Below are 13,063 nucleotides of genomic sequence, written 5' to 3'. Positions count from 1 at the left end.
TCCGCAAATCGTTACTGACAGCTGCCTAAGTCACGCCATACCTGCCATTGACCGGCGTTTTGTGCTGGATTGTCGCCCTGAGTCCACCACTTGGCCTGGTATTTTCTACCCTGATGGGAAACTGTATCGCCGGTCAGATAAACAGCGCTGGCCTGCCAGGCTGGAATACCGCTGCAACCAGAGTTGTTTCCATCTGATACAGTAATGGTTTTGCTGGTACTGTGGCTAAGCCCTTGCGCATCACTGACCGACAACCTGACTTGGTAAGTGCCTGCTGCAGCATAAGCATGGACAGGGCTTTGCAAGCTGGATGTGGTACCATCACCAAATTCCCATGCATAGCTGACCACGGCATTATCGTCGCTGGATTGGTCGGTAAAGCTGACCGTCAGGCCATTTGCGCTGGCACTGAACTGCGCCACAGGGGCCTGATTGCCACCACCGCTGCATGGTCCGTCGTTACGCCAAACATTGGTATAGACATCCGGGGCAGCACCAGTTGACCACCAGATGGCCTGATACTTGGCACCTTTATGCGCGACCTTATCGCCCAGTGCATAGCTTTGGCTGACACTCCAGGTGGGCAGACCATCACATCCGGGGGGATTAACGTCACCAATCACTACTGCGCGGCTGGCGGTATCGGTTTTTCCGCCCGTATCTGTCACCTGCAAAGTGACAGTGTAGGTCCCGCTGTTGCTGTAGGTATGGCTGGGGTTGGTTTGACTGGATGTACTGCCGTCACCAAAGTTCCAACTGGAAGAAGCAATGCCACTGTCATCTGTCGAAGTATTAGTAAAATCTGCGGTATTGCCTGTCACGGTAGCACTGAAGCTGGCTACTGGCGCTGGATTTGGATCCGGATCACCAGGTCTCACCCCTGTTTTACCCTCAATCCAGTCCAGATAACTGGTGGTGCGGGTAAATGCCGTAGCACCCTGGCAATTGATTCCCCAGCTTACTGTACCAATGCTGTAAAAACGGCCATTGGCGCTGACTGCATAAGGGCCGCCGCTGTCACCATTACAAGCGGAACGTCCGCCTTCACCACCACCACAAATCACCGAGCCGGGAATATTAAAATTCAGTTGGCTGCTGCACTGATTGTTGGAAATAACCGGCAAAGGCGCTTCCCTCAACACCTCGCTGGGTGTGCCGCGGTTGTAAGTCAGGCCCCAGCCGGATACTACCGGATAATCCCCCACATCGGCGTACTGTTGTTCGAAGGCTTTTGTCGGCAGCAAAGCGGGCTGCTGTGAGGCTGCGCTGGCCAGGCGCAATACGGCAATATCGTAGCCGGAACGTATGCCATTGGCACCTTGCCAGTATTCGTGCTTAATGATTTGACTGACCCGGATAACCTGGCCGTCGCCACCGCTGCGTCTGTGCGCGCCGACCCTGACGGTAAGATTGCCGGTGGACGCGCTGTCCAGGCAGTGCGCGGCGGTCAGCACCCAATTGGGGCTGATCAGGGTGCCGCCACAGCCTTGCTGGCCATTCATCAGCAACGCCACCTGATAGGGGCGGGAATAAGGTTGGGTTTCACTGCCACCCACCACCTGTGGTGTAACATCATCGGTAGTTTGTGCATGCAGTGCCAGGCTGGATAAGCCGGTTGCCAGGGTGAGTCCCCCCATCAGCAGGCGATGACGTAACGATTGTCTCTGATACATTTCCTGTTCCTTTTGTGTTGTAGTTAAAACACTTTGACGTCTCCCGTTAACATCTTGGTAACAAAGTGTATCTGAGATACTATCTGTGAATGTTTTTTGTGCAAGTCCTGAGCAGGAAAACTTTTTAATACTTGAGTGAGTTTGTTAACTAATTGTTTTGTAATGGATATTTTTTGATGCTTAATGTGGGCGGGAGATGATTGTAATGATTTTCTGCCACTGTACAGTCTCCCTACCGATGGATAGAGAGGCTGTACTGAAGCATGACCGGTATTTAACGGTGGGCGAAATAAATACGGTAGGTTGAAGACCAGATCGGGTATTGGATACCCAGCAAGTAGCAGGAAAACTGCTCCGGCACCAGATTGGCGTGATGGAACAGAAAATCCAGCATCATCTGCTGTCGATGTTGCAGTTGCTGCATCACCGATTCATAGGAAGTCAGGCGTAACTCCGGGCTGTCCGGCAGTTTTTCGCTCCATAGTTCATCACTGCTCAGTTTGCCTTCCTGCACTTTACTGTTGGCCGCATAGCAACCGGTGCTGACATTGCTTTGCCGGTCTATATCTTTATGCAGAAAGACCAGCATCTGCAGGCGCGCCGTGGGATGCTTAATGGAAATACTGGTGGAACTGAACGGGCTGTCCGAATGCAAAGGATTGGCCAGCTCATCCGGATTACTGAACAGGAAGGTGGCATCAAAGGGATGATGTTCGCCCAGTTCGTTAAACACCAGCGCCGAATGCGCGGCCGAATAACCCGAATAAGCTTGCATCAGACCATCGCTGGAGAAAGGCTCTATAACTCCCACGCTAAATTGGTCGGGCTGCATTTCACTGTCCAGTTGGATTGGCTGTGGCCCTTCAAAATCTGGTGGATTACTGTGGCTATAGTACTGAATAAATGGCTGCGCATGGCGATTACGCAGAATACCTTGTTTGGCCACCAGTGCCAGTTCCTGCAAATAGGCCTGGCGGTGGGGATTTTCAAACAGTATATGCACCGAGAACAGCTGCTCAGTAGCCACCCCCAGTAACTGTTTGCTGGCAATAAAATGCTGGTGGCGCAGTTCCAGTGCTGAGCCACCCAGTGACTGACCAATGTTTCCCTGGGATTGAGGAGTGCTGAGACGGCGTTTAAGGTCGGCATGACTGCGTGCATAACGATGAATCGCCAGGCGGAACTGTTCTATGGCCTTGCCGGCTTCGGCCAGTTTTATTTTGTCCAGGCCAAGCTGTTTACTCTTAGTGACAAACTCGTCCAGTGCTTCTATTCCTGGCAGCGCACAGATCACATCATGGCCGGTTTTAACCCTATGCGCCGCCGTCAGCAGGCGCTGACTGTTGGAGCGGTTGATATCCATAAATTCGCTTAGGCCAGTAATAGTGCGAGCCTGCTCAGGCACATCTTGCAGCAGTTGTCGGATGGCGTGTCTGATTTGCTCGCCGGTGCGACTGAGCGCCATCAGGTCCTGTTCATTCAACGGAGTCATTTGTTTTGATTATTAATTTGTCCGGCTACAGGGTAACGGCTTGCGCAGGTGGCTGACAATATGCAATGGCTTAAAGACGTGTTAATTAGTCCGACGCCAGTCTGCTGACGCCGGGCTAATGTCTGCTTCCTGATTGCACGTTAGCGCTTAGATGGCTTTATAGAAACGCTCGCTACGCGGCAGAAAGTAATTCTCATAATTCAGGGAAAACAGCACATGGTGCGCGCGGCCACGGATCTCGTCACGAGGAATAAAACCGATGACCCTGGAATCCGCACTATTGTCCCTGTTATCACCTAAGGCCAGATAAGCATTGTCTGGTACTTTAACCAGTGGAAAGTTTGCCAGAGGCTGATGGCCGGTTTTGATTCGAACGGCATGTTCTACACCGTACAGGTTCTCCAGCAGGTCTTCACCTTCAACACTGCGGTTGAGAGAAGCATAGTTCAGCGGCTGGCCGTTGATAAACAAGCGGTTATTGCGCATTTCCACCACATCACCGGGAATGCCGACCACGCGTTTAACCAAGCGATCACCGGCCTTTTGTGACTCAAAAACGATGATATCACCACGACTGGGATCGCCGAGCTTCTTCAGTGATACATTGGTAAAGGGCAGGCGCAGATCATAGGCCAGTTTATCCACCAGAATACGATCACCTTCCACTATTGTGGGTTTCATTGAACCAGTCGGGACATCGTTCCAATCTGCGACGGCGCTGCGAAACACCAGCATAAGGGCAACAAATACCAGCAGGCCCCGGTTATCTTTAATCAGCTTATTTAACTTACTTCGCATCAGATGAAGTCCTGTTCGTTATTGGTCTGTATTACGATATGTTGTTTTAACAAAAATTCCTTACCGACCAACAAAATGAATGTAACAAGGTGTGGAGTAGGAGCTGGATTTGCACAAAATCTATACTCGAAAGATAAACAGCCCCTAGGCTTCTGTCACTTCAACCACTTGTCCGGTAACCGGGTTCCATCTGGGACAATCTGCTTTGCTGATATCAAAGGGACCCACCCACCAGCTTTCTGCAATACCAGGCTTTGTTACTGACGGTAAACTGGCCATGCGCAGCGGCCAGTCTTGTTCATCTGCTTCAATGTCGATAACCCCCTGAGCGGCCAGATGTTTGAGTAAGGCCCAGTACATCAGATCGCCAAGATGTGGCAGTGGCTCCCGCACCAGGGTGATTTCCCTGAACAGTTTGCCGCAGGTCCGGGGACCGCCGTCCTGCAGGATCTGCACCGTTAACTGCGCGCTTAAACCCAGCCCGCAGTCTGTCCATGGCAGTTCCTGCAACTGGCGTTTCAGAGCCCCGGCCATGGCTGGGATAGAGGGTGTGCCGGATTGGATAATATGGTTTAGCCTGACCACATCGCCTTGTACAAAACTATGCCAGACATTTTCTGCATCCGCGTAATGAGCACTGCTAACGGCTTGGCGTTGTTGCAGATAAAGCTGTTTTAAATGTTCGGGGCTAAGTTGGCCCAAGCCACAGAATCGCTCAATGCCCGGGTATTCACTGATGCAAATCAGCTCCAGGCGATCGCCAAGGGCCAATGGCTTCAGGTGTGTCAGAATAAAGGCCAGAATCAGTTGGTCGTAGCTGTCATGTTCAAACCACAGCACAAGGTGCGGGTATTGATGCACTTCAGCTAGTTGCTGATAGGCACGGCGCTGCTTTTCCTCAACCTCTGGCAGCGCCAGTTCATAGTGCCTTGCAATAAATTCACTGCGTAGGGTATGCCACTGCTCGCTGTCCACTACCGGACCCTGGCAAAAGGGATCGGAGAATTCCAGAAAGTCACCCTTTATTCCTGCCTGCCGTAAGCCATCCCGAATATCACTGCCGCAGCGTATATGTAACGTATCGTCCATTGAGGTTGCCTGTTGTTGTTTCCATGGTGCTCAGAGTAGGAGACGGCGAGGGCGTGGACAAGTCCAATACTTATCAGATTTCAGGCATTTTTTAGTTTAATAGGTTGTAGACCGACTGGACTAAAAAATTGATCTGGGAGGATGGTGGGGGTATTATTCTGTCCAGTTGGTCTAAATAAGGAAGTAAAGTGAATTACCCAAGAATTACCAGCCTCACATTGCTGATTGCTATTTTTACCCTGGCCTGGATGGTGCCAGGTGGGCCGGTAGAAACCCGCGATTTTTCGCATTTGCCTCCCCTGATCGCCTGGTCGTTTAATGTGTTTTTGACCGCATTGGTGATGGTGTCACTGGCACTGGTTTATTTTATGCACAAAAGGTTGCGCTGGGCATTTCAGGCTACGACTATTGCAGGGCTGGCCTTTGCCCTGGTGTTTTTGCTTGATCTGGCGGAAATCTTCCCGGTATCACCGGATCCTATGTCCGACCTGTTATTCACTTTAGAGATTGCCGGGTTGCTATTTGGCCTGATTCTGATGTGGCTGAGTGTACGCAGCTTGCAAACCTGCGATAACTGGCAAAGTCATGTGGCTTTGCCCGGTTGGGTGCAGGTTGTATTGGTGCTGATGTTACTGTTTGGCGCTTATGTGGTGTATTTTGCAACCTCAGCAACCTTACAGTTTTGAATCTTTGTCTGGCAGGCCTGCTAAGCTGATGCTCAGGCCAGCAATCGCATTAAACTGCTGTGCAGTGCGGCTTTGGGCAGTGGCGTCTGGCCTAAAACAGCAATCAGCATGGCGCCCATCAACTGCTGTTGCACCGCTATAGCCTGTTGGCTGTTAATGCACAGACTGTGCATAAAGGTCTGCAATAAGCTGTGTTGATAATTCGCCAGCAGCGGGTCCTGGGCAGCGTTACCGGCGCTGCGCAGGTATTCCATCACCAGATATAATTCCTGACGAAACAAAGGGATAGCCTGGTCATAATAGTCCAGCAGAATATGCAGCTTTTCCGTAAGTGTTTGCTGTGGGGTTAGCTGCAGGGCATAGCCGCTGGCCGCATCCAGAAAGCCTTGAATACAATACTGGAACAGAACTTCTTTGCTGGCAAAGTAGTGATACATCTGGGTTTTCGAAATACCTAAACTGGCAGCAATTTCCCGCATACCGCACCCGGCATAGCCTTTATCGATAAAAAGTTGGGTTGCGACCGCCGCGATTTGCTGCTTTTTTTGTTGATGATCAACTATCTTGGGCATCTGTCTCAGGGGGAGGTTACCAGACCAGTCGGTCACATTACCTTGTGCGTGTTTTCGGAGCAATAACGCTCAGGCATAAAATCTTTACCGCATATCAGCGGCTTATCCATAAAGTGACTATGCTGAGTTAACCACAGGCTTAATTCACAGAATAAACGAGGTTGGATTGCGCTTAATCTTTCGTGCGCTGGTGCTGACAATGGGTAGTTTCTGTTTATCCATACCGGCAATGGCACAAGCCATCGAACATACCATCTACACCTATCATTCTGATCCGCCCTTTTATCTGCCAGAGCAGCCCTCAGATCTCAGCAGAGCCTGGGTGGATAGATTTAATCTCAGTCAGGAACAGATCAAACTGAGATTGCTGCATATCGAGCGGGCTGCACTGAATCAGTTGATAGAACAAGGCAAACCCTACCTTATTCTGTGGGCCAATCCGGTATTTTTTCATGGCAGAGATGCCGCAATGCAAGCCTCGGAAGCGATTTTTTGGGATGCCGACATTCTGCTTAGCCGCGCGGATAGCCCGCTGGAATACCACGTACCGGCCGATCTTATCGGCTTGCGGCTCGGTGCCAGGCGCGGTTTTTACTACAAAGGTATTAATGAGTTGGTGGAGCAGGGCAAAATCACCCGTTTGGATGTTGATACGGATAACCAAAATTATCGCCGTCTGCTTAGCAACGACATTGACGTGTTTATTATGCAGCGTTCGGCCTATTACTACTGGCGGGTAAATGGCCTGGACGTTGACTTGCTGTATGTTGCCAAAGAGCCCCATGATGGTTATTCCCGTCATGTGCTGGGCAGTGCACAGCAGGCTCAGGTGTTACAACAAATAAACCGCTTTATTCGAGACAGCCATGACAATCCTAATTGGCGGGCACAGTTAATGAAATGGGGCGTAGAAGGTCTAATGAACCCCTTTGAGCTGGAACTGGAAGAATTGATGGAGGTGGATTTGGATAAACAGTAATCCCGCCGGATACTGCGTTGGTCGCAGTAGCCATAGCATGGTTGTTGCCAACTTGTTAATCTGCCCAGGAAGACATAACAACAATCATAGGAAGATCTCTGATATGAAAAGGTTTTTACTGCCGCTGGCATGCTTGTCTGCTGGCGTTGCTCAGGCCGGTGCCGATCTGGACATGGCCAATAAAATCCGCAGCGAAGGTTTTTATAACTCCCATGTCATGCATACGCTGGAACACCTCACCGACAAAATCGGCTCCAGGCTGACCAATTCACCGCAAATGGATCAGGCAAACCGCTGGACAATGCAACAACTGAAGACCTGGGGGCTGGAAAATGCCTATCTTGATCCATTTGACTTCGGCCGTGGCTGGTCACACGACTCGGCGCTGATTAATCTGGTATCCCCCCGTGATGAATCATTACATGGAATTCCGGTGGCCTGGACGCCTGGGACCCAAGGCAAGGTCGAAGGGGAGGTGATGCTGTTTGATGCGGTCACCGAGGCGGATCTGCAAAAATATCAGGGCAAGCTTAAAGGTAAAATTTTACTGATGGGTGAACAGCCTCCAATAGGTAAGCCCAAGACTATTATTTTCGAACGCCATGACAGCAAAAAACTGGAAGAGCTGAAGGAATTTGACCCCAGCCGTCCGGCCAGCCATGAAGGCTGGATGACGCCGATTCGTAAGGATGATCGTCTGCAGCGCTATCAGTTTGGCAAAGTGTTGGACGCCTTTCTGGCCAAAGAAAAAGTTGCCGCCGTCATCTATCGTTCCAGCCGCCAGGGGGGACTGGTCAGGGTCTTTGGCAAAAGCCACAAGGTAGGGGAAAGTTTCCCTGTACCGGCCATGATTATCGAGCAGGAAGATTACAGCTTGCTGCAGCGCATGCTGGATCGCAATGAAACACCTAAACTGGCGCTGGATATCAAAGCGCGTTTTCACGATGAACATACCGATGCCTACAATACCATTGCCGAGATCCCTGGCTCCGACAGCAACCCAGAGGTGGTTATGGTGGGTGGGCACCTGGACTCCTGGCATGCCAGTGATGGGGCGGTGGACAACGGCGTGGGGGTAGCGGTAGCCATGGAGGCGGTACGTATTCTTAAGGCCCTTGATGTCAAACCCAAACGTACCATTCGTATCGCCTTATGGTCAGGTGAAGAGCAGGGCCTGCATGGTTCACGAGCTTATGTGGAAGAGCATTTCGCCACCCGCCCTGAACCCAAAGACAAAGCAGAGCGCGCCTTACCCCGTTATTTGTGGAAGAGCCCGGGTTGGCCGATTGAAACCAAGCCGGATTACGACAAACTGTCGGTTTACTTCAATATGGATAATGGCAGCGGCCGATTCCGTGGGATCTACACCGAAGGCAATGTGGCGGTCAAACCGCTGTTCAGCAAGTGGTTCAGCCCTTATACAGATCTCAGTACCGGCGCTGTTTCCAACTTGTCCACCGGTGGAACCGACCACGAATCCTTTGACGATGTCGGGCTGCCCGGCTTCCAGTTTATTCAGGACCCGCTGGATTACAGTACCAGACTGCATCACACTCATATCGATTCCATCGATCATGTGATTGAGGATGATCTTAAACAAGCTTCTGTCATTATGGCGGGTTTCCTTTATGAAGCCGCCATGGCGGATGAGCGGGTGCCGCGTAAGCCAATTCCTGCCGCGCCTTCGCAACTAAAACAACAGCGCCTTAAGCTGGAAACCGAAAAAGAGCGTCGTCAGCGTGAACGTGATGCGCGCCAGGTTTTGGATACCAAAGCTTACGGTATTTAAGCATCTACCCGCCGCCAGCGGCGGGTACCTTCCAATCTGCACATTGTTTTTTAACAATTCATTGACATATGATTGCTGCGATATTAATTTGAAAGCGCTTACATTCCGATTAGTTACCCTTTGCGGGTATTTTTTTGTTAATTGTTTGTAAGCGCTTTCATTGCTGTAGGTAAGCCTCTGCGAGTGGTATGGCGGATGCAATCGACAGCCAACCACAAACTGTAGAGGGAGAATCTGACTATGAACCTGCTGCGACTGATTATGTTGCTGGGCATTCTGGCATCGCCGCAAAGTCTGGCGGCGCTGATTAACAATGGCGATTTCGCCAGCTGTGACTTAAGTGGCTGGCAAACTGATACCGACGGCGCCCCTGGTGGCGCCAACGATTTCAGCATTGAGGGCAGCGCCCCTAACTGTTCCGCCGGTATTCATGTGGATGCGGCCAACACCGATGTGTTTTTTGCCAATACCTTGTATCAGGCGCTGGATTTTACCGGCATGGGGCTGCTGAAACTGAGCCTGGACTTCTCTGTTGACAGTGAACTAACCAGCCAGGACAACGGCTTTGTGGCCGACTATTTCGCCATTGGTCTGGGCGACGGCTCAGGGGCACTGTTCGATCAATTTGGTTTGTCTGGCAGTCTGATCATGCCAACTGATATCAATGGGGCGGCAGACTTTAGTTTGTCCTGGCTGATTGATGCGAGCCTTTTGAGCCAGCCCAACTGGACACTGGAATTCCAGGTTCTGGTCGGTGCTGATCGCAATGGTTTGACAGATTTTGGTCGTTCCTCTTTGTTTGTACATCAGGTGTCTCTTGAAGCGGTTAGCAGCCAGGTGCCGGAGCCTGTCAGTCTGATATTGATGCTGGCAGGCTTGCTGCTACTGGGCAGGACGCTAAACAACCACCAGGGAGCACGCCAATGAAACGCCATGCATTAAGCCAGGTATTGGCGGCCTCACTGCTGCTTGGTGCCAGTCAGCTCGCTTATGCCGACTGGGCCGCGTTAGACAGTCAGGTACAGATTCACAGCGCTAATCCGGTGTTTGACAGGGTCAACCGGGTTTACCGGGTGACGGTGACCATCAGCAATAACAGCGAACAGACGTTGACCGGGCCATTTCGGCTGCTTGTCAGCGAGCCCAGTGTGGCGCTGGTGGAACAAAGCGGTGAAAGCGCCGAGGGGATTGCCTATATCGATGTGGAGCAGAGTGAACTGGCAGCGGGGCAGAGCCTGAGTTTGGATCTGAAATTTGCCCTGGACAGACGCCGCCTGACCTTCAACGCCAGTTTGATGAACAATCCTTCCGATTGGCAACTGGTTTGGCAGGACGAATTTGATGGTGCGCAGATTGACACCAACAAGTGGGGATTTGAACAGAACTGCTGGGGCGGCGGCAATGGTGAGCAGCAGTGTTACACCAACAGAGATAAAAACGCTTTTGTGCAGGATGGCCTGCTGAATATTGTTGCCCATCAGGAAAGCTTCACCGGCCCGGCCGGTCCCAACGGTGAGACCGACAGCTACGCAACCTTGCCTTACACCTCGGCGCGTTTGCGTACCTTGAACAAAGGGGACTGGACCTATGGCCGGTTTGAAATCCGCGCCAAGCTGCCTGCTGGTCAAGGCACCTGGCCAGCGATCTGGATGCTGCCCAGTGATTATGTGTATGGCGGTTGGGCGGCCTCCGGTGAAATCGATATTATGGAAGCGGTTAACCTCAAAGCTCAGTCGGATAAACCCGGTGCCACGCCAGGTGAGCTGGAAAATCGCACCCATGGCACACTGCATTATGGTCGGGTCTGGCCGGGGAATGTGTCTTCCGGCGCAGCTTTTGAGCTGCCGGGCGGCCTGAATCCGGCCGATGATTTCCACACTTATGCATTGGAATGGCAGGAAGGAGAAATTCGCTGGTATGTGGATGATGTGCATTTTGCTACCCAGCGCGACACAGGCTGGTATGCTCAGTATCTGGATGCCAATGGTCAGATGCAGACCGCGCCTGGCAGTGCACCCTTTAATGAACGCTTTCATTTGTTATTGAATCTGGCCGTAGGCGGCGCCTGGGCAGGTAATGTGAATGAAAAAGGCATTGACCCTAATGTGTTCCCGCAAACCATGCAGGTGGATTACGTCAGGGTATATGAATGCGCCGTCAATCCAACCATGGGCGCCGGTTGCGAGACCATCTCCGCAGATGCTGAACTGGTGGAAGGCCATGCTGCGCCTGACATTCCTGATCCGGTGGATAACCTTGGTGCCGGACCGGTGTTTAATCTGTATGCCAATGGCCTGTTTGAAGGGCTGGGTTTTAACAGTTACAACCCCGAGGGCGCCGTGCAGTTTAGCCAGGTGCAGGAGCCGGGCAAAGATCTGGTACTGCAACTGGATAAAAGCGGTTCGGTCGGCAATCTGTATATCGAATATCCACCGGGACTGGATCTGACTCATTGGCAGGAATACGGTGAGCTGGTATTCGATGTCAAACTGCAATCGGCCGATGCCGGCAGCGAATTGCTGGTGAAACTCGACAGCGGCTGGCCCTTTGTCAGCGATACCGCAGTGCCGTTAGCTGAGATTGGGCAGTGGCAGGAAGTGCGCCTGAATATTGCTGAGCTTTTGGCCAAAGGTAACCGTTTTGCACCAGGCAACTACGCCATTCTGGCCAGTATCCTCAACCCTGTGGTGTTTGAGCCAACCGGCGCCATGTCGGTGCAACTGGATAATATTCGCTACCAGTATTCGCTGGCGAATCGCAGTGAAGCAGTGATCTTCGATGAAGCCGACCATCCGCCTTTTGTTCTGGCCAGCTATGTGGCAAATGGCGATGTGACGCTGGAACAGGTCACCAGTAGTGACAGCCAATATGGCCAAGTCAAGCAAATCAGCTTCAATACCAATGAATCGGTGGTGTACTTTCAAACTCAGGTGGATACCAGCGGCACACCGCTGCGCCTGGATGTCAGTGGCTTTGACTTTATTGAGTTCGACTTGAACGTACTGGCAGATCCGCGTGAAGTGCGCAATTTTATGCTTAAGATGGATTGCGGCCACCCGTGCAGCTCAGGCGATGTTGCCATTGATGCGCCGGCTATCGGGCAGTGGACCCACTATCAGATTGCTATCAGTGACTTACTGACAAACCCCGGCTCCAGCCTGGATGTCAGCCGTGTGGATACGCCGCTGGTGCTGTTTCCGGCCTGGGGCAATCAGCAAGGGGTAGTGATGCAAGTGGATAATGTGCGTCTGACCGGCGACGGCGATGACAGCAATAACCCCGAGCCGCCGCCCAGCAATATTGTGGTGGAAGATGAGTTGGTGCTGTTTGCCGATACACCGGCCTATGGCTGGACATTATGGGACTGCTGCGCCAATGCCTCGCTGACGGTGGTGCAGGACAATGATCCAGGTTTCGGTAATGTGGTGGAAGTAAACTTCTATGGGCCCTCCGGCACAGTGTCAGGGTTGCAGGCTAATATCGCCCATGACCTGCGCCCGGTGGCTGGCGGTACCTTGGAGTTTGATCTGAAACTGGTGTCGGCGCCAGAGGATGCCGGGGCGCTGATCCTGATTAAAATTGAAGGGCAAAACAGTAGCTACGCCCAGTTTGCCTTAAGTGACAGCCTGGAAGGTCAGGCTCCGCAGGTGGGGCAATGGCAGCATTTCAGCTATGACATCAGCGCCTTAGCCGCGGCCGGGCTGGATCTCAGTCAGATTAAACTGGTGATGATCTTCCCCGAGTGGGGGCGGGCACTGGGCGCCGTCTATCGATTGGATAACCTGGTGATTCGACCCTAAGCAACATTTGCACTCATCTGTTGGCTATCATGCCAGATACACCGCCAGCATTCTGCTGGCGGTTTCTTTTTTCAAGGTATTAGAAGCGTTCTCTTAATGGCCTGATACTATGATGTGAAATATACTTTATTCTTTGTTTTCTTAATTTGTTGTAATAAATAATTCTTTGTTGTAGCTTTGTTAAC

Annotated in this window: 10 protein-coding genes; 5 read left to right on the top strand and 5 right to left on the bottom strand. The window is 51.8% G+C overall.

What is annotated here, in order from left to right; all coding sequences use genetic code 11:
- Positions 1-11: 11 nt before the first annotated feature.
- The 4 genes from CSR04_RS08840 to CSR04_RS08825 all read right to left on the bottom strand — a co-directional run bounded on the left by CSR04_RS08840 (position 12) and on the right by CSR04_RS08825 (position 5,052).
- Positions 12-1,673: a trypsin-like serine protease gene (locus tag CSR04_RS08840; protein WP_245921488.1), complete on the bottom strand. Its 1,662-nt coding sequence runs from the start codon at positions 1,671-1,673 to the stop codon at positions 12-14.
- A gap of 274 nt (positions 1,674-1,947) precedes the next feature.
- The gene (locus CSR04_RS08835; RefSeq protein WP_102795897.1) at positions 1,948-3,165 is read right to left on the bottom strand and encodes a hypothetical protein; all 1,218 of its coding nucleotides are present in this window, start codon (positions 3,163-3,165) and stop codon (positions 1,948-1,950) included.
- A gap of 147 nt (positions 3,166-3,312) precedes the next feature.
- The gene (gene lepB, locus CSR04_RS08830; RefSeq protein WP_102795896.1) at positions 3,313-3,963 is read right to left on the bottom strand and encodes a signal peptidase I; all 651 of its coding nucleotides are present in this window, start codon (positions 3,961-3,963) and stop codon (positions 3,313-3,315) included.
- A gap of 144 nt (positions 3,964-4,107) precedes the next feature.
- Positions 4,108-5,052: a DUF1835 domain-containing protein gene (locus tag CSR04_RS08825; protein WP_102795895.1), complete on the bottom strand. Its 945-nt coding sequence runs from the start codon at positions 5,050-5,052 to the stop codon at positions 4,108-4,110.
- 188 nt (positions 5,053-5,240) lie between these two features.
- On the opposite strand from CSR04_RS08825, the gene CSR04_RS08820 reads away from it, so the two are divergent.
- On the top strand, positions 5,241-5,738 hold the full coding sequence (locus CSR04_RS08820) for a DUF8051 family protein (protein WP_102795894.1): 498 nt from the start codon (positions 5,241-5,243) through the stop codon (positions 5,736-5,738).
- 32 nt (positions 5,739-5,770) lie between these two features.
- On the opposite strand, the gene CSR04_RS08815 is transcribed toward CSR04_RS08820, so the two are convergent.
- Positions 5,771-6,310 carry a TetR/AcrR family transcriptional regulator gene (locus CSR04_RS08815; RefSeq protein WP_102795893.1) on the bottom strand — a complete coding sequence of 180 codons (540 nt, stop codon included), beginning with the start codon at positions 6,308-6,310 and terminating at the stop codon, positions 5,771-5,773.
- Between the two features lie 199 nt (positions 6,311-6,509).
- Between CSR04_RS08815 and CSR04_RS08810 the strand changes: the two genes are divergently transcribed.
- The 4 genes from CSR04_RS08810 to CSR04_RS08795 all read left to right on the top strand — a co-directional run bounded on the left by CSR04_RS08810 (position 6,510) and on the right by CSR04_RS08795 (position 12,878).
- Positions 6,510-7,289 (top strand): substrate-binding periplasmic protein, encoded by a 780-nt coding sequence (locus tag CSR04_RS08810; protein WP_102795892.1) that lies wholly within the window; start codon positions 6,510-6,512, stop codon positions 7,287-7,289.
- 103 nt (positions 7,290-7,392) lie between these two features.
- Positions 7,393-9,078: a M20/M25/M40 family metallo-hydrolase gene (locus CSR04_RS08805; RefSeq protein WP_102795891.1), complete on the top strand. Its 1,686-nt coding sequence runs from the start codon at positions 7,393-7,395 to the stop codon at positions 9,076-9,078.
- 240 nt (positions 9,079-9,318) lie between these two features.
- Positions 9,319-10,005, top strand: coding sequence for a hypothetical protein (locus CSR04_RS08800; RefSeq protein ID WP_102795890.1), 687 nt, complete (start codon positions 9,319-9,321; stop codon positions 10,003-10,005).
- Positions 10,002-12,878: a glycoside hydrolase family 16 protein gene (locus CSR04_RS08795; RefSeq protein WP_245921485.1), complete on the top strand. Its 2,877-nt coding sequence runs from the start codon at positions 10,002-10,004 to the stop codon at positions 12,876-12,878. Before CSR04_RS08800 ends, CSR04_RS08795 begins: the two co-directional genes overlap by 4 nt.
- Positions 12,879-13,063 lie beyond the last annotated feature (185 nt).

Source organism: Bowmanella denitrificans (assembly GCF_002887595.1).
GTDB lineage: Bacteria > Pseudomonadota > Gammaproteobacteria > Enterobacterales > Alteromonadaceae > Bowmanella > Bowmanella denitrificans.
The sequence above is the reverse complement of the archived record's forward strand: the minus strand, read 5'-3'. Positions and strand labels throughout refer to the sequence as shown.